The following is a 16,697-nucleotide window of genomic DNA, read 5'->3' on the forward strand; positions in this document are numbered from 1 at the left end:
GAAAGGATCCAGTCGTGACCAAACGCACGTCTGCCAAATACAAAATCGACCGCCGTATGGGTGAAAACATCTGGGGTCGTCCAAAATCACCAGTAAACCGTCGTGAATATGGCCCTGGCCAACACGGTCAGCGTCGCAAGGGCAAATTGTCTGACTTCGGTCTTCAGTTGCGCGCGAAGCAGAAGCTGAAAGGTTACTATGGCGATTTGACTGAAAAGCAATTCCGCCGCATCTTTGGCGAAGCTGAACGTGTACGTGGCGATACAGGTGAAAACCTGATCGGTCTGCTCGAGCGTCGCTTGGACTCTGTTGTGTACCGTGCGAAATTCGTTGCAACCATCTTTGCTGCACGTCAATTCGTAAACCACGGTCACGTGACTGTTAACGGTCAACGCGTTAACATTCCTTCTTACCGTGTAAAAGAAGGCGACGTCATTGAAGTTCGCGAAAAATCAAAGCAGCTTGCTGTTGTGATTGAAGCGAGCCAATTGGCTGAGCGCGATGTGCCTGACTACGTCGAGGCTGACCATTCCAAAATGACTGCAACATTCGTGCGTACACCGGGTCTTTCCGATGTGCCATATGCTGTTGTTATGGAACCAAACCTCGTCATCGAATATTACGCTCAGAACTAATCTAAGCGTCTTAATTGATCGAAAGGCCGCCCTTTGGGGCGGTTTTTTGCGTTCTGGGGTGATATCAGGCGATATGATTTGGCAACAGGTCTGCGTGGATTGGGGGATGTCGTTTTTGTATATGGCGTTTCGCTGGGGGGGCCGATAGAACACACCTAATCAGGAGTGATCTTATGTCGACAGATATTCAGCCCCAGCCCGGTATCACGGACATTGCTTTGTATGAAGGCGGTGCGGCCTCGCTTGATGGGGTAAAGGACGTTGTGAAACTGTCCTCAAATGAAAACCCGTTTGGCCCCTCGGAAAAAGCGGTGGAAGTCTATTCAAAATCCAGCCGCGCGTTACATCGCTATCCATCGACAGATCACAAAAACCTACGTGAGGCGATTGCAAAGGTTCACGGGTTAAACGCGGATCGTGTCATTTGTGGTGTTGGTTCGGACGAAGTGATTGCGTTCCTCTGTCAGGCTTATGCCGGGCCGGGGGATGAGGTTATCCATACGGAACATGGTTTTGCGATGTATCGTATTTCGTCGCTTGCGGCGGGTGCAACACCCATTGAGGTGAAAGAACGTGAACGTATTACCGACGTTGACGCGATTTTGGACGCTTGCAATGAGAAAACCAAACTTGTCTTTATCGCAAACCCAAACAACCCAACAGGGACGATGATCGGTGGGAGTGAAATTGCGCGTCTGGCCGCAGGTCTGCCAAAGCAAACATTGCTTGTGTTAGATGGGGCCTATGCTGAGTATGTAGAGGCCTTCGATGGCGGTGCAAATTTGGTGGACAGTCGCGAAAACGTTGTCATGACACGCACGTTTTCCAAACTCTACGGGCTTGGTGGGTTGCGTGTTGGTTGGGGGTACGGCCCAAAGCATGTGATTGACGTGTTGAACCGTATTCGCGGCCCTTTCAATCTGAGCCAAGCGCAGATGGAAACAGCAGAGGCCGCGGTTAAAGATCGAGAGCACGCGGTGCGCTGTCGCGAAGAAAATACACGTTTGCGGGCTTGGTTGGCAGAAGCATTGGCCGAAATTGGTGTGCCGTCTGATACATCATGTGCAAACTTTATTCTGGCACGCTTTGCGACCCCGGAAGAGGCAAACACCTGTGATGACTATTTAAAGACCCAAGGTCTTATTGTGCGTCGTGTCGCTGGGTATAATTTACCGCATTGTTTGCGCATTACAGTTGGTGATGAAGCAAGTTGCCGTCGCGTTGCGCATGCCGTCCGCCAATTCAAAGAGGGTAAAGCATGACCATAGTCTATGATCGGGTTGCCCTGATCGGGCTAGGATTGATTGCGTCATCGATGCACTGGGCGATCAAACGCGCAGGACTTGCTGGTGAAGTGACAGGTTATGCGCGTTCTAGCGAAACACGTGATACCGCACGCGAAATTGGCTTGTGCGATCGTGTTTGTGAAAGCGCTATTGAGGCTGTCAAAGATGCTGATTTGGTCGTGTTGTGCGTACCCGTCGGTGCAATGGAAGCTGTCGCAAAAGAGATTGCGCCGTATTTAAAAACGGGCGCAACTGTGACTGATGTGGGGTCTGTGAAAAAGGCCGTTATAGATGCTGTAGCGCCGCATATTCCTGCAGACGTGCATTTTATCCCATCACACCCATTGGCAGGTACAGAACACTCTGGTCCACGTTCTGGATTTGCCGAGCTATACGACAACCGTTGGTGGTTGATTGTGCCCGCTGAAGGGGCCGATGTTGCAGCCGTGGCCAAGCTTCGTGCGCTATGCGAAGGAATGGGTGCCAACGTTGATGAAATGAACGCCGAGCATCATGATTTGGTTCTGGCGGTTACATCGCATACGCCGCATTTGATCGCCTATACCATGGTCGGTGTTGCGGATGATTTACGTCGCGTTTCTGAAAGCGAAGTGATCAAGTATTCGGCGTCTGGTTTTCGGGACTTTACTAGGATTGCGGCTTCTGATCCGACGATGTGGCGCGATGTGTTTTTGAACAATAAAGAAGCAACCTTGGAAATCCTCGGTCGTTTTACCGAAGAGCTTTTTGCGCTCCAGCGCGCTATTCGAACGGGTGATGGGGAACATCTGCACGACTATTTCACCCACACACGCGCGATCCGTCGGGGCATTATTGAGGCAGGACAAGATACGGATGCGCCGAATTTTGGTCGTGCGCCTGGGCCTGTCAAAGGCGAAAGCTAATGCATAAATGGATGCAGTCCATAGTTGTTGGCGGTGCCCTGAGTGTCATGCTCACAACCCCGCTGTACGCTTATGCGCCTGAAATTTCTTTGCGTCCGTTGCCGCGTCCGCAATCCACATCGGGTGAGGGAACTGGCCTGTCAGGTCCGCCGTCTGATATTGGCGCTGTCATTCTCAATCCTTCTGTTCCAGGTGTTGTACGTTCTTTGATACCGAACCCGCGTCCTAGAAATTTTGGACGTCTCGTTGAACGCGCACAGCGGCGGGCTGATCGGCTTGAACGCCGTCAATCTCGCGAAGCAGAACGTACACGTGCATCCTACACTCAAAGTGGTTCTGTGTGTGGTGATCCGCGTATCCGAGGCGAAGAAATTGCACCAATCGCAGGGCGACTTCAGGGGTGTGGGTTGAGTAACCCCGTCCGGGTAACGGAAATTGATGGAGTGACTCTAAGTCAAGCTGCGACGATTAACTGCGAAACTGCCGAGGCATTGCGCGACTGGATTATTGACGGTGTTCGTCCGGCTGTTGGTTCGCAAGGCGGCGGCGTGAGTTCGTTGCGTATTGTTGCCCATTATGCGTGTCGAACACGTAACAATCGGGCCGGGGCGCGTATTTCTGAACATGGGCGCGGGCGTGCTGTTGATGTAGCCGCAATTAACTTGGTGGATGGTTCTGCACTTAGGGTGCTCACGGGATGGCGCGACCGAAGTCAACGTCGGGCATTGCGCGCTATGCATGCAGCAGCCTGCGGCCCTTTTGGGACGGTGCTTGGCCCCGATTCAGATCGACATCATCAGGATCATTTCCATTTTGATACCGCTTCTTATCGTAGCGGGCCATATTGTCGTTAGGTGTTAAAACCTCGGGGCGCTCCCTAAGTCAAACGGACCAAACGCAATGCGGCCATTTTGAAAGAGCAATGGCAGTTCGAGAATATCGTTCTCATTTTCAAGAGCAGCAAAGGCACCTTCCCATCCGGGTTGGACGACGCCGGTATGCACCAATCCGGCAAAGGCAGCCCGCCACTGTTCGATTTCCGCGGTAAGTGTTCCGGCCCCATAACCATTGATGTCGCGTGTCAGCATACCTGTCAAAGTCATGGACGCGGGGCCCCACTGGATGCGCGCAGTATTGATGGAAACTTCGGTGAGTTCCGGTAAGGCATTCGCTAAGGCGATTTGGCTGTTGAACTGCGCCGTTAGGCCAAGCGTGGCTGTTACATTGTTGCCAAGGGGGGGGAGGCTTTCTGGTAGGCTGAGATTGGGCAGTTGGACAGAAAGGTCATAGGCGTTTGCTTGCCCGGGTGTTTGGCGCAAAGCCACAGCTGCATTTTGAACTTGGATTGGTTCTTGTTCTAATGACGCGATGGTCAACCCTTCTGCGGCCCATTGGAACCGATCAATTACGAGATGAGTGCTCGGTTCCAAAATCAGGCTGGCGCGCATGTCTTCACTGTTTACAGCCAGCGCGGTGCCATCGACGATGATGCTTTGTGTGCTGGGCCAAACCGCGATGATGTGATTAGGCTTATAGGATAGCGCAAATATCTGGAAGAACGGAGCGCGCCATTCGAATTGGTCATTGGCAATGCGGACGTCTTCGATTGTTGTGTCAAATCGGTTGGGTATGCCCTGCGTGCGAAGCTCGGAATACTCCGCCACGACGCCGTTCGAAGCTGCGTCTTCGAACCATTGTTTAAATCCACGTTCAATGGCCGTTGATCCGACAAACCAATATCCGGTCCAGCCGACGGTGAACACAATCAACAAAGTCATCAATACGCGCATCTTGGGGTCTTTCCTGTTGGGCTTATTTGGTGTTTATAACGGTTAAACAAAAAGGACCAGTGATATGGGAACAGCGCCGTTTTGGGTCTTTGGATATGGCTCGCTCGTGTGGAATCCGGGATTTCCCTATAAGGACCGCCAGATCGCGCGGCTTGACGGATTTCATCGTAGTTTCTGTATGTTATCCATCCATCACCGTGGCTCCGAAGAGGAACCAGGGCTTGTTTTAGCGCTTGATAAAGTGCGGGACGGGTATTGTGATGGGGTGGCGTTTTACGTTGGGGAAGAGGATGCAGAGGAAACGCTGCAGGCGCTGCGTGAACGAGAACTGATTTCATCTGCCTACCTTGAGGCAGAGCTGCCGCTGACGTTCAGAGACGGGCGCGAAGTGCAGGCGGTAACCTATATTATGGACCCAAATCACGTGCAATATTGCGGGGGAATGTCGCTTGAAAAACAAGCAGAAATCATCGCAAAAGCCGTGGGTGGACGGGGCCCCAATACCGAATATCTATATAACACGGCAGAGCATTTAGAAGAGATCGGCCTAAAGGATGACGACCTGCATTGGCTGATGGAACGGGTGCGAGAATTAACCAAATAAACGGCAAAAACAGGCATATGGTTTTTATGCATACGATTGTGTGATTTGATGTAGCTAATTAAAGCCTTTGACTTTCCTGCTAATGAGCCACTTACTTTCATAGATCGAAACCATGCAGGGTTTTAGGGGTGTTATGTGTGCAAGTATGAGAACCGCTATTCGGTTAGGTGAATCTTCAACTGCTATCCTTCAAAGAGTAAAGAATTTCGATGATGAGCATATCTTCGAAAAAGAAGGCTGGAATTTGAGGGCGCATATTGGAATAGAACCTATGCTTTTGGCTCTTTCAATGGAGTTGGCATTGAAGGCTTGGTATGTGTTTGATCATGATACATCCAAGGCTATTAGATCGCATAACCTTTCGAAGTTGTTCGAAGCGTTGAAACCTGAGAGCAAAGAAAAACTAAATTCCGAGTTCAAACGGTCTGTTGCTCCTTTTCACCCAGATATTGCCATTAATTATGGAATTGAGACTATTTTGTTTCAACACGCCAATGCTTTTGTCGATTGGCGATATCTCCACGAACCTCTCAAAGGTGGTATTAGCTTCAATTCCACCGTCTTCGTAGCGACGCTAGAAATGGTCCTTTGCGAATTCAACAAACTTTATAGGATTGAGAAAATTCAACCAGCTTGCTCCCCAATGTGATTTTATATTCGAGTTTTAATCCAGAAATGTTGTCTTTGCTGCGTAGGGAACAACAGCAATTCCCTTTTCCCGTCTTTCCTGTTGGCGAAATTCGATCTTGGCACTAACGTGTGCGTAACAACAAAAGATCGGGGATAGCCTAATGGCCGAGCAGACGCACACAGAGGCGCAGCCGTTTTTCTCTCAGCCTGTGCAGCAGGTCATATTGATGCTTTCGGTACTGGGGCTTGTGAGCTTTGGCGCGTATTTCGCGTTGCCACAGGTGGCGCCGGTGTTTTTATCAAATCCGCTGTTAAATGGGTTCATTGTTCTGGTGTTCGTCATCGGGGTGTTTGCCTGTTTCTGGCAGGTCATTCAATTGATCTATTCGGTGAACTGGATCGAAAGCTTTGTCGCGGAGCGTTCCGGCGCGCCGGTGACTGTAGCGCCGCGTTTGCTTGCGCCTTTGGCGGCGCTGTTGCGGTCCCGCGGGGCAAAATCGCAGATCAGTTCAACTTCAAGCGGGTCGATTTTGGATTCTGTTGCAACGCGGATTGATGAAGCGCGCGATATTACCCGGTATTTGGTGAATTTGCTGATTTTCCTCGGGTTGTTGGGGACGTTTTATGGTCTTGCGACAACGGTGCCTGCGGTGGTGGATACGATCCGGTCGCTGGCTCCGACGGAAGGCGAAAGCGGTATGCAGGTCTTTGGCCGCTTGATGAGCGGGCTAGAGCGGCAGCTGGGCGGCATGGGCACTGCGTTTGCGTCGTCTTTGCTGGGCCTTGCAGGGTCTTTGGTTGTTGGATTGTTGGAATTGTTCGCCAGCCACGGGCAAAACAGATTTTACCGCGAATTGGAAGAATGGTTGTCGACAATCACGCGGGTTGGTTTTGCATCTGGGGATGATGAGGGCGGCGCGACAGGGCAAATTGCGGCGGTTCTGGATCACATGTCAGAGCAAATGGAAAGCATGCAAGCGATGTTCACGCAGTCTGATGTTACGCGTTCAATTGTGGATGAAAAGCTGGGTATGCTGGCCGTGGCGATGGAAAAGCTGGCGTATGGGGCGCAGGGTGATAACGCGACATTGCAGGCGTTAAACCGGATTGCGGACGGGCAAGAGGCGCTGGGCCAGATGTTTGCGCAGCATTCGGGTGGGGACAATTCCCCGGCGTCTGTCGATGCCGAGAGCCGGATGCGGTTGCGGTCGATCGATGTGCAATTGCTGCGTATCCTTGAGGAAATGTCAGCCGGGCGGCAGGAAAGCATTGCGGACTTGCGGGCGGAGCTTGGGCAATTGACTGCGGCGGTACGAGGATTGACTGAACCGGGGAGTCGCGGCTGATGGCTCTTTCACGGCGCTCTGGGCAACGGTTTCAGGCGGCGATCTGGCCGGGTTTTGTTGATGCGATGACGGCGCTTTTGCTGGTGCTGATGTTTGTGCTGACCATTTTTATGGTCGTGCAGTTTGTATTGCGAGAAACGATCACCGGGCAGGAAACGGAGCTGGATGAACTGACGTCGCAGATCGTTGGGCTGGCGGATGCCTTGGGGTTAGAGCGCAGCAACCGTGCGCGGCTTGAGGATGATCTAACACAGTTGAGCGCAACTTTGACCACGGCCCGCGCCGAGGGCGAGGCCCAAGCAGCTTTGATCGCGCAATTGCGGGGGCAGGCGGCGGAGCAAGCGGCCGCGTTGGCGGAGGGTGCGGCTCAGATTTCAGCGTTTGAAACGCAGGTGGCAGCGTTGATTGCGCAACGCGATGGGGCGCTTGAGGTGAATGCGCAACAGACAGCAACGATTGCCGATTTGGAAGGCGCACAAGCGGAATTGATTTCGAGCCAAGAGGCGCTGCAACTGGCGCTTGCGCAAATCCGGGATGAGGTGGATCTGCAAACCGAAGAGGCGCGTTTAGCGGCGGCGCGGCGTGAAGCGCTTGAGGCTTTGGTTGTGGATTTAACAACCGAAGCCGAAGAGAGCAGCGCGCGTATTTTGGAATTGGATTCTGAAAATGCTGCGTTGACGGTTCAATTGACGGAGGAAGAGGCCGCGCGGATCGAAGCCGCGCGTGCGGCAGAAGCCTTGCGTGCAGACCTGAGTGCAGAGGAAGCGGCGCGGTTGGCACTGGATGCACAGACGGCGCAGTTGCAGGTACAGCTGACTGCGGAGGAACAAGCGCGATTGGTTGAAGCTGCCGCAGCAGAGGCATTACGGGCACGTTTACAGGACGCTGACGCGGAACTGACGGCGATGACCTTGGCGCTTGAGGAACAGCGAGCAGAGGCGGAAGAAACGCTAACGCTGCTCGCGGCGGCAAATGCGACGCGCGATAGTTTGGATTTGGATTTGGCTGAGGCCATGATCGCACTTGAGGCCTTGCGCATCACCGAGGAGGATCTGACCGCAGCGCGTGCTGAATTGGCGCAACTGGAAGAAGTTGAGCGAGCCTTGGTTCTAGAGCGGGCAAGGTTGCAGGAGGGGCAGGCCGATACGGATGCACAGTTGGCAGAGGCGCTTGCGGCGCGATTGGCCGCTGAAACCCGTGAAACAGGATTGCTGAGCAATCGCGAACAACAGGCCGTATTGCTGTCCACTGCAAACCAAGCGCTGTCGGAAGCTGAGGCGCAGAACGCAGAAAGCCAGCGTGAGGTTGCCCTGTTAAATGAACAGGTCGCGGCGCTGCGTGGGCAAATCGGAGCGTTACAGAATATTCTGGACGAAGCGGCTGCGCGTGACGCGGGCAATAACGTGCAAATTGATGCACTGGGGAACCAATTGAACGCCGCCCTTGCGCAGGTCGCATCAGAAGAACGTCGCCGCCGCGAGTTGGAAGAGGCTGAACGTATTCGTGCGGAGGCTGAGGCGGCGCGCTTGGCGGATGAGGCGCTGAACCTTGAGCAATTCCGGTCTGAGTTTTTTGGACGCTTACGCGAGGTTCTGGGCAATCAAGAAGGCGTGCGCATCGAGGGCGACCGCTTTGTGTTTGCGTCTGAGGTTCTGTTCCCGCCGGGTGGTTTTGATCTGTCAGTGGCGGGGCGAGGCGAAATCACCAAGGTTGCTGAGATACTGCGCAACGTGGCAGGGGAAATCCCGCCGGAGATCAACTGGGTGATCCGGGTCGATGGTCATACTGATAATGTGCCATTGTCTGGGACGGGTCGTTACCGCAACAACTGGGAACTTAGCCAGGGGCGCGCGTTGTCTGTGGTGCAGTATATGATTGATGAATTGAATTTCCCCCCGGATCGTTTGGCAGCAACCGGGTTTGGGGAGCATCAACCGATCAGTCTTGAGGACAGCGAAGCTGGGCGCGCCCAAAATCGGCGGATCGAATTGAAACTCACGGAACAATAGCTTTCCACTTGGTCAAAAGAGGCGTAAGGCGGAGGAATGAAAAGCATTCCTTTTGATCAAGCTGGGCAGCTCCCCCTGTGGCGCAGACCTATTACATTGTTGTTTGTCATGGCAGCGGCGATGCCAATTGCCTTTTCAACTTGGTCGGCTTTGTTAAATAACTTTGTTATTGAAGCGGCAAGCTTTGAGGGGGCTGATATTGGCCTTCTGCATACTGTGCGCGAAATTCCGGGGTTTTTGGCGGTTGGCGTCATTGCCATTCTGCTGTTTGTGCGGGAACAGGTTTTATGGATCGTGTCGCTTGCGCTTTTGGCTTGTGCGACGGCTGTGACGGCGTGGTTTCCCAGCCTAGGTGGCATTTTGACCATCACGATGGTGAGCTCAATCGGGTTTCACTATTATGAAACGGTGAACCAGTCGCTTCAGCTCCAATGGTTGGACAAAGACAAAGCGCCGCAAATGCTGGGGTGGATACGATCCGCCAGCGCGGGGGCGACATTGGTGGCCTATCTGTTGCTGGTGTTGACGTGGGAACATTTCGATCTGTCTTATAACTTTGTTTATTTGGTGTCTGGCGGGTTAACATTGGCGATCGCTGCGTTTTGTTATTTTGCGTATCCGCGGTTTGAGGCAAAGACGCCCCAGCATCGCAGCTTGATACTGCGCAAGCGGTATTGGCTTTATTATCTTTTGCAGTTTTTCGCGGGCGCGCGTCGGCAGATATTTGTGGTATTCGCGGGTTTCATGATGGTTGAGCGTTTTGGCTTTGAGGTGCATGAGATTACCTCGCTCTATCTGATCAACCTTGTCGCCAACATGATCTTTGCCCCGTTTGTCGGCAAAGCTGTAGCGTATTTTGGAGAACGCCGCGCGCTGATCTTTGAATATGTCGGGTTGATCTTGGTGTTTGCGGCCTATGGCGGGATCTACATGTTCTACTGGGGATGGATCATTGCCTCGGCTCTGTATGTCATCGATCACATGCTGTTTTCACTGGCCTTGGCGCTCAAAACCTATTTCCAGAAAATCGCGGATCCCGCCGATATCGCGCCAACGGCGGCGGTGGCGTTTACGATCAATCATATCGCGGCGGTGTTTTTGCCTGTGCTGATGGGGCTGTTGTGGATGGTGTCACCGGCATATGTGTTTTTGCTGGCAGCTGGGATTGCCTGTGGATCGTTGGTTTTGTCATTGTTGATCCCGCGTAACCCTGAACCCGGTAATGAAACCGTTTTAAGTAAGTTTCGGGCGCCGCAAGTACATCCACATGCTTGACGTGCTTCTGTGTGCTGGGTATCCGGCGCGTGACCTCTGAAAGGATACCCCATGCCGACCTTTACCGCTTTGACCACTTTGACAGGAAAATCCGCTGCTGAGCAACTCGGCGAAGCGATGGAACGTCTGAACCCAGAACCGACAGGGGTTGGGGTGTTTGAGGTCGAAGATGGCTCTGGTCTGTATGAAGTAGGGGGATATTTTATCGAAGCCCCAGACGAGGCAGGATTGGCGTTGTTGGCGGTAGCGTTCGATACGAAGCCGTTTGCTGTGTCTGAGCTGCCGGAAACAGATTGGGTGGCACATGTGCGTCGCGAACTTGCGCCGGTCGAGGCTGGGCGTTTCTTTGTATACGGTAGCCATGATGCGGACAAAGTGCCTGACGATTGCATTCCGCTTTTGATCGAGGCGGCGATGGCGTTTGGTACTGGGCATCATGGAACGACGTTGGGTTGCTTGCGGGCGCTTGATACACTCGCGAAGGATGGGTTCGTGGGGGATAAAGTTGCGGACGTTGGTTGCGGTACAGCTGTTTTGGCGATGGCTGCGGCGCGTATCTGGCCTAACCCTGTATATGCCAGCGATATTGACGAGGTGGCCGTTGATGTCGCGGTGGCCAATGCGAAGGCAAATGACCTGAACGATCGCATCATTTGCTGCGAAGCGGCGGGTTTTGATAATCCTGTTCTGACAGATGCTGCCCCATATGATTTGGTTTTCGCCAATATTTTAAAGGGCCCATTGATTGGCCTTGCGCCAGATATGGCTGAAAACATCCGCCCTGATGGTTATGCGATTCTGTCTGGAATCCTCAATGAGCAGGCTGATGAGGTGATCGACGTTTATGCACGAAATGGCTTCAATCTTATCAAAAGAGATGAAATTGTTGAGTGGACCACCCTTACTTTACGTCAAAACTAGTGAAAATTAACGATAAGTCCTGATAAACTTGGTTTCAAATACCGTCTGAAGTATTCTCATCTAAAGCTTTCCGCGCAGCTGTTGCGCAATTTGTATTAGGTAAGGATGTGGAGGACGCTATGGCAGACACCAATCTTCATGAGTTTGAGAACCGGGTGCGTGGTATCCGGAAGTCACACCGTAAACGCGGGCGTGGTCATATTGCTGCGATTTTGGATGATGGACAGGTGGTGGTGTATTCCAACCGCCGCCCGGTGTCGCCGCTTTGGAAAAGCGTTGGTTTAATTACTTTGGCAATGCTGGTGCTTAAGGCGTCACTATTGGCTTACTATGGCACAGAGTCTTATGCAGATCGTGTTGAGTTGCTGCAGAGCGGCTCCGCGATTGATCAAATCGGTGCATTCGTCATGCAAGAAGATCCACTATCTGCTTGGGTATCGATCCAGATACGAGATCTTTTTCCATTATAAGACGAACTTAAGGGGCTGAGGACAGTCCCTTTTTTGTTTCATTTCTAGTGAACATAAAAAAGCTGCGCTTATTAAGCGCAGCTTTTTCAACACAAGTGGGCCCGTTTACGTTTCAGAGAACGTGACGGGAGACGACATCTTCGATGTCGCCGCGTGACAGGCCGATGTCGGACAATTCACGATCAGACAGTGACGTCAACGCATTGCGTGTCAAACGGGCTTCGTTCCACTTAGTCAAAGTCGCGAAAATCGACTGTCTAGCGGTTGCGAAGATGCCAAAGCTTGTGTTGGCGGAGACGATTGCGTTTTCATAAGCTGCCATGTGAATATTCCTTATATACGAGTTGGCACTGTGTGTTTTGTTCTGAGCGGCATTTAGTCGTGGTTGCCGCTGCAAACAAGATCGATTTTTGCATGTCTCATCTGCGTTTTTTGCATGGCTTGGAAAACGTCGTTTTCCCCTTGTTTTTAAGGGCGAAATAGGTGTTTTGAATCGTGTTAAATGCGGCGAATTCAGCCCTAAAGAGGTCGTATTTTGTACGCGAGGTGGTTGTTTTGTCGGATTCCTGCAAATTTAGGTCGCGCGTTTGCGGATTGGCAAATGTTCGCGTTTCGTGCTACTGCGTAGAAAAAGAAAATACAGAAAGTTGGCAGTATGCGGGTGTTGGGCATTGATCCGGGGCTGAGAAACCTTGGTTGGGGTGTGATTGATGTGCTTGGAAGCAGAATCACTCACGTTGCGAACGGGACTTGCCATTCAGAAGGGGCCGATTTGTCGGTTCGGCTCCTGTCACTCTTTGATCAACTCAGTGAAGTTGTGGCGCAATTTGCCCCTGATACCGCCGCTGTTGAAAAAACCTTTGTAAACAAAGATGGTGCTGGGACTCTGAAATTGGGTCAAGCACGGGGCATTGCGATGCTCGTGCCTGCGCGGGCGGGGTTGGAGATTGGTGAATATGCCCCCAATTCAGTCAAGAAGGCCGTGGTTGGTGTAGGCCATGCGGATAAAAAACAAGTAGAACACATGGTGCGTTTACAGTTGCCCGGCGTTAAGCTGGACAGTGCGGATGCCGCCGACGCGCTGGCTATTGCGATTTGTCATTCGTTTTATTGTCAAACAGCAGGGCGTTTGGATGCTGCTATCAAAAAGGCCGGAGCATGATTGGTAAGATTTCAGGGCGCATTGAATACAAAAGTACAGATCATGTGATGATTGATGTGCGCGGTATCGGGTATTTGGTTTATTGCTCGGACCGCACATTGATGGGGTTGCCCCCGGTGGGGGAGGCGTGCGCGCTTTATACTGAATTGTTGGTGCGCGAAGATTTGCTGCAATTGTTTGGGTTTCCGACCTTGTTGGAAAAGGAATGGCATCGGCTGTTGCTTTCGGTGCAGGGGATCGGGGCTAAAGCGGCGATGGCCATATTGGGCACATTGGGCGCTGATGGCGTAAGTCGTGCGATTGCTTTGGGCGATTGGGGTGCGGTGAAGGCGGCACCTGGTGTCGGCCCGAAGATTGCGCAACGTGTGGTGAATGAACTGAAGGACAAAGCGCCAGGAGTCATGGCGCTTGGCGGGACGTTAGAGGACGCGCAGGGCCTTGCAGAGGCCGAAGTCATAGAGGCGCCTGAACCCGCCGCAAAACGTGCCCCTGCCAAACCCAAAGCGCCAAGTCGGGCCGTGCATCAATCTGATGCGTTGTCGGCTTTGTCCAATCTTGGCTATGGCCCATCCGATGCCGCGAGCGCCGTGGCGCAGGCGGCTGAAAACAATTCTGACGCTGATACGTCTGTTCTAATCCGCGAGGCGCTGAAGCTTCTTGCGCCCAAAGGGTGATGGGGGAAAACCGTGTCTGAACCTGATCCAACATTGCGCCCTGAACAGCGTCCCGAAGATACCGACCGCGCATTACGCCCGCAATCTCTGGATGAATTCATTGGTCAGAAAGAAGCCCGTGGAAACCTAAAGGTTTTTATCGAAAGCGCGCGACGCCGGGGGGAGGCGATGGACCACGCCCTGTTTCATGGTCCACCGGGGTTGGGAAAAACAACGCTGGCGCAAATTATGGCACGGGAATTGGGGGTGAATTTCCGCATGACCTCTGGGCCTGTTTTGGCCAAGGCGGGCGATTTGGCGGCAATCCTGACAAACCTTGAGGCGCGGGATGTGTTGTTTATCGATGAAATTCATCGCCTCAATCCAGTGGTTGAGGAAATTCTATATCCGGCTTTAGAGGACTTTGAGCTTGATCTTGTGATTGGCGAAGGTCCGGCAGCGCGCACAGTGCGGATTGAATTGCAGCCCTTTACGCTGGTGGGGGCGACGACGCGGCTTGGACTGTTGACCACGCCTTTGCGCGATCGATTTGGTATTCCGACGCGGTTACAGTTTTATACAGAGGATGAGCTGCACGAAATCGTCACGCGCGGTGCAAGGATGATGGGGGTGCCTGCGGAATCCGCCGGTGCGCGCGAAATTGCCCGTAGGGCGCGCGGAACACCACGGATTGCAGGGCGACTGTTGCGCCGCGTTGTCGATTTTGCGGTTGTCGAAGGTGATGGGCGTATTACGAAAGAGATCGCAGATAGTTCCCTGACACGTCTGGGTGTGGACTATCTGGGTCTGGATGGAGCTGACCGACGGTATTTGCGTTTGATTGCGGAAAACTACGCGGGTGGCCCGGTTGGGATTGAAACAATGTCAGCCGCTCTTTCGGAAAGTCGGGATGCGTTGGAAGAGGTGATAGAGCCCTACTTGTTGCAACAGGGGCTTATTCAGCGGACGCCGCGTGGACGGATGTTGGCGCAAAAAGCGTGGGATCATCTGGGTCTTCCGATGCCAAAGCCTGAACCTTCCCGCAAGCAAAGCGATTTATTTGGTTGAGCAAATGCGCGGCGCAATTTATGGCAATGGCATCTTTTAGACGATGGAGCGCCTTATGACCCCAACTGAAATCGAAGCTCTGTTTACGCGCGCTGATGGTTCCTATGTGTTTTCACGTTGGGGGCGCCCTATCGTGCCTGTGGTGTTTGGGGTCGAGGAAGAGACGCTTGAGGTTCTGAAGGGCGCGATTGAGGCGGTCGTTACGCTGGCGGGCCATCAAATGGCGGAAACCGATCCTGAACTTGGTACAAACCTGATGGTATTCTTCATCCGTGATTGGGATGAATTGACTGCGACGCCAAAGCTGGATGAATTGATACCGAATTTGGCGACCACCGTTGATCGGCTGAAGGCGTCAAATGCGTCGCAGTATCGCGCGTTCCGGTTTGATGATGATGGTGCGATTCAGGCTTGCTTTAGTTTTGTTTGCATGACCGATGAAATGGCGGATCAACCTGCGGAAACCATCGCGCTTGGTCAAATGGTGCAGGCAATTTTATTGTGGTCAGACACGGTATTTCGCGAAAGTTCACCTTTGGCGTCTTTGCCAGATGGGAGCGTCGTCTTGCGCCCGGATATCGCTGACGTTATTCGCGCGGCTTACGATCTTACCATGCCAGCCGCTGCACGCGATGCGTCACATGCTTTGCGGATGTTTGCGCGCCTGCAAGCTGCCCAAACGGATAGCTAAGGGTTGCTTTGATTGTCTGGTCCTGCTTTGTTCTGAAAAAACATTGGCAGGCACATGACACATAAGTTCCCTTTACGCGTTTATTACGAAGATACCGATCTGGCCGGGATTGTATATTATGCAAATTATCTAAAGTTTATTGAACGAGCTCGCACTGAGTTCGTTCGAGAGCTTGGCATTGATCAATCGCGCCTGAAGGAAGACGAAGGTATCGTTTTTGCGGTGCGGCATCTTGAGGCAGATTATTTAAGTTCGGCAAAATTTGATAATGAACTTACCGTTGAAACCACACGCGAAGCTGTGACAGGTGTGCGCATTGTATTGCGGCAGGACGTCAAACGGGGTGAAACGTTGCTATTTTCGGCCGCTGTGACCCTCGTGGCCCTGACCGAAACGGGGCAACCCTCGCGTCTTCCGGCAAATATTCGCCTAATGCTGCATTAATTCGGTGTTTTCGCGCCGCTGACACGCATTTGATAGCTTTCCCCGTGAAACTGGGTTAGATTTGGTCCCAAATAGGGTCGCAAAAGACGGCCAAAACAAAAGAGCAGGCTAATGGAAACCGAAATCCTAAATGCGGCGCAGGAGATTGACTTCTCCTTGTGGGCGCTGTTTGCACGGGCGACACTGGGTGTGAAGCTTGTGATGATTATGCTGATTGTGGCCTCTTTTTGGTCGTGGTCGATTATTGTGCAAAAGACGATCTCTTATCGAAAGTCTCGGGCTGAAGCTGCGGAGTTTGATCGCGCTTTCTGGTCTGGTGAACCGCTGGATGAATTGTACGAGAAAATCGGGCCATCACCCGCAGGATCAGCCCAGAAGGTATTTGCGGCAGGGATGACGGAATGGCGGCGGTCCCATCGGTCTGACGGTGGTTTGATCGCGGGTGCGCAGGCGCGTATCGATCGTTCAATGGATGTCGCGATCGCCAAGGAAAGCGAAGACCTAAACGGTGGTCTATCATTTCTGGCGACAGTTGGATCCACCGCGCCGTTTGTTGGGTTGTTCGGTACGGTCTGGGGCATCATGAATGCCTTTGTCGAAATTGCAGCGCAGCAGAATACGAATTTGGCGGTTGTCGCCCCCGGTATTGCCGAGGCATTGCTGGCGACGGGGCTTGGGCTTTTGGCAGCTATTCCTGCGGTGATATTCTACAACAAACTTTCTGCTGACAGTGATCGGATCATTTCTGGTTACGAAGCATTTGCAGATGAATTTGCGACCATTCTTAGCCGTCAGTTGGATAGCTAAT

At 52.6% G+C, this 16,697-nt stretch carries 19 protein-coding genes; 17 read left to right on the plus strand and 2 right to left on the minus strand.

Going from position 1 to position 16,697, the window contains the following annotated elements; genetic code table 11:
- Positions 1-14 precede the first annotated feature (14 nt).
- The 4 genes from rpsD to G9C99_RS09890 all read left to right on the plus strand — a co-directional run bounded on the left by rpsD (position 15) and on the right by G9C99_RS09890 (position 3,680).
- Positions 15-635: a 30S ribosomal protein S4 gene (gene rpsD, locus G9C99_RS09875; RefSeq protein ID WP_166417327.1), complete on the plus strand. Its 621-nt coding sequence runs from the start codon at positions 15-17 to the stop codon at positions 633-635.
- Between the two features lie 173 nt (positions 636-808).
- On the plus strand, positions 809-1,897 hold the full coding sequence (gene hisC / locus G9C99_RS09880; protein WP_166417328.1) for a histidinol-phosphate transaminase: 1,089 nt from the start codon (positions 809-811) through the stop codon (positions 1,895-1,897).
- Positions 1,894-2,826: a prephenate/arogenate dehydrogenase family protein gene (locus G9C99_RS09885; protein WP_166417329.1), complete on the plus strand. Its 933-nt coding sequence runs from the start codon at positions 1,894-1,896 to the stop codon at positions 2,824-2,826. The genes hisC and G9C99_RS09885 overlap by 4 nt, the downstream gene beginning before the upstream one ends.
- On the plus strand, positions 2,826-3,680 hold the full coding sequence (locus G9C99_RS09890) for an extensin-like domain-containing protein (protein ID WP_231704039.1): 855 nt from the start codon (positions 2,826-2,828) through the stop codon (positions 3,678-3,680). Before G9C99_RS09885 ends, G9C99_RS09890 begins: the two co-directional genes overlap by 1 nt.
- 3 nt (positions 3,681-3,683) lie before the next feature.
- Here the strand turns inward: G9C99_RS09890 and G9C99_RS09895 are convergent, their stop codons facing one another.
- Positions 3,684-4,616: a DUF2125 domain-containing protein gene (locus G9C99_RS09895; RefSeq protein WP_166417330.1), complete on the minus strand. Its 933-nt coding sequence runs from the start codon at positions 4,614-4,616 to the stop codon at positions 3,684-3,686.
- A gap of 64 nt (positions 4,617-4,680) precedes the next feature.
- On the opposite strand from G9C99_RS09895, the gene G9C99_RS09900 reads away from it, so the two are divergent.
- The 7 genes from G9C99_RS09900 to G9C99_RS09930 all read left to right on the plus strand — a co-directional run bounded on the left by G9C99_RS09900 (position 4,681) and on the right by G9C99_RS09930 (position 11,871).
- Complete coding sequence (locus G9C99_RS09900; RefSeq protein WP_166417331.1) at positions 4,681-5,220, plus strand: gamma-glutamylcyclotransferase; 540 nt, start codon at positions 4,681-4,683, stop codon at positions 5,218-5,220.
- A gap of 145 nt (positions 5,221-5,365) precedes the next feature.
- Complete coding sequence (locus G9C99_RS09905) at positions 5,366-5,869, plus strand: hypothetical protein (RefSeq protein ID WP_205859841.1); 504 nt, start codon at positions 5,366-5,368, stop codon at positions 5,867-5,869.
- A gap of 142 nt (positions 5,870-6,011) precedes the next feature.
- Positions 6,012-7,196, plus strand: a complete 1,185-nt coding sequence (locus G9C99_RS09910; protein ID WP_166417332.1) for a biopolymer transporter ExbB — start codon at positions 6,012-6,014, stop codon at positions 7,194-7,196.
- Entirely contained in the window at positions 7,196-9,205 is a 2,010-nt protein-coding gene (locus tag G9C99_RS09915; RefSeq protein WP_166417333.1) for a peptidoglycan -binding protein, read from the plus strand. Before G9C99_RS09910 ends, G9C99_RS09915 begins: the two co-directional genes overlap by 1 nt.
- Positions 9,206-9,241: 36 nt before the next feature.
- Positions 9,242-10,480, plus strand: coding sequence for an MFS transporter (locus G9C99_RS09920; protein WP_166417334.1), 1,239 nt, complete (start codon positions 9,242-9,244; stop codon positions 10,478-10,480).
- A 51-nt stretch (positions 10,481-10,531) separates the two neighbouring features.
- Positions 10,532-11,401, plus strand: coding sequence for a 50S ribosomal protein L11 methyltransferase (locus G9C99_RS09925; RefSeq protein ID WP_166417335.1), 870 nt, complete (start codon positions 10,532-10,534; stop codon positions 11,399-11,401).
- 119 nt (positions 11,402-11,520) lie between these two features.
- On the plus strand, positions 11,521-11,871 hold the full coding sequence (locus tag G9C99_RS09930; RefSeq protein WP_166417336.1) for a hypothetical protein: 351 nt from the start codon (positions 11,521-11,523) through the stop codon (positions 11,869-11,871).
- A gap of 112 nt (positions 11,872-11,983) precedes the next feature.
- Here the strand turns inward: G9C99_RS09930 and G9C99_RS09935 are convergent, their stop codons facing one another.
- Positions 11,984-12,193: a DUF1127 domain-containing protein gene (locus G9C99_RS09935; RefSeq protein ID WP_166417337.1), complete on the minus strand. Its 210-nt coding sequence runs from the start codon at positions 12,191-12,193 to the stop codon at positions 11,984-11,986.
- A gap of 333 nt (positions 12,194-12,526) precedes the next feature.
- On the opposite strand from G9C99_RS09935, the gene ruvC reads away from it, so the two are divergent.
- From ruvC to tolQ, 6 genes are all read left to right on the plus strand, one after another.
- Complete coding sequence (gene ruvC, locus G9C99_RS09940) at positions 12,527-13,033, plus strand: crossover junction endodeoxyribonuclease RuvC (RefSeq protein ID WP_166417338.1); 507 nt, start codon at positions 12,527-12,529, stop codon at positions 13,031-13,033.
- Positions 13,030-13,707, plus strand: coding sequence for a Holliday junction branch migration protein RuvA (ruvA, locus tag G9C99_RS09945; protein ID WP_166417339.1), 678 nt, complete (start codon positions 13,030-13,032; stop codon positions 13,705-13,707). Before ruvC ends, ruvA begins: the two co-directional genes overlap by 4 nt.
- Before the next feature lie 12 nt (positions 13,708-13,719).
- A complete protein-coding gene (gene ruvB, locus G9C99_RS09950) occupies positions 13,720-14,754 on the plus strand; it encodes a Holliday junction branch migration DNA helicase RuvB (RefSeq protein ID WP_166417340.1) in 1,035 nt (344 codons plus the stop codon).
- A gap of 55 nt (positions 14,755-14,809) precedes the next feature.
- Positions 14,810-15,445: a hypothetical protein gene (locus G9C99_RS09955; RefSeq protein ID WP_407926013.1), complete on the plus strand. Its 636-nt coding sequence runs from the start codon at positions 14,810-14,812 to the stop codon at positions 15,443-15,445.
- Between the two features lie 54 nt (positions 15,446-15,499).
- Entirely contained in the window at positions 15,500-15,889 is a 390-nt protein-coding gene (ybgC, locus tag G9C99_RS09960) for a tol-pal system-associated acyl-CoA thioesterase (protein WP_166417342.1), read from the plus strand.
- A 111-nt stretch (positions 15,890-16,000) separates the two neighbouring features.
- Entirely contained in the window at positions 16,001-16,696 is a 696-nt protein-coding gene (gene tolQ, locus G9C99_RS09965; RefSeq protein ID WP_166417343.1) for a protein TolQ, read from the plus strand.
- Position 16,697: the final 1 nt, after the last annotated feature.

The organism is Cochlodiniinecator piscidefendens (genome assembly GCF_011326755.1).
GTDB lineage: Bacteria > Pseudomonadota > Alphaproteobacteria > Rhodobacterales > Rhodobacteraceae > Cochlodiniinecator > Cochlodiniinecator piscidefendens.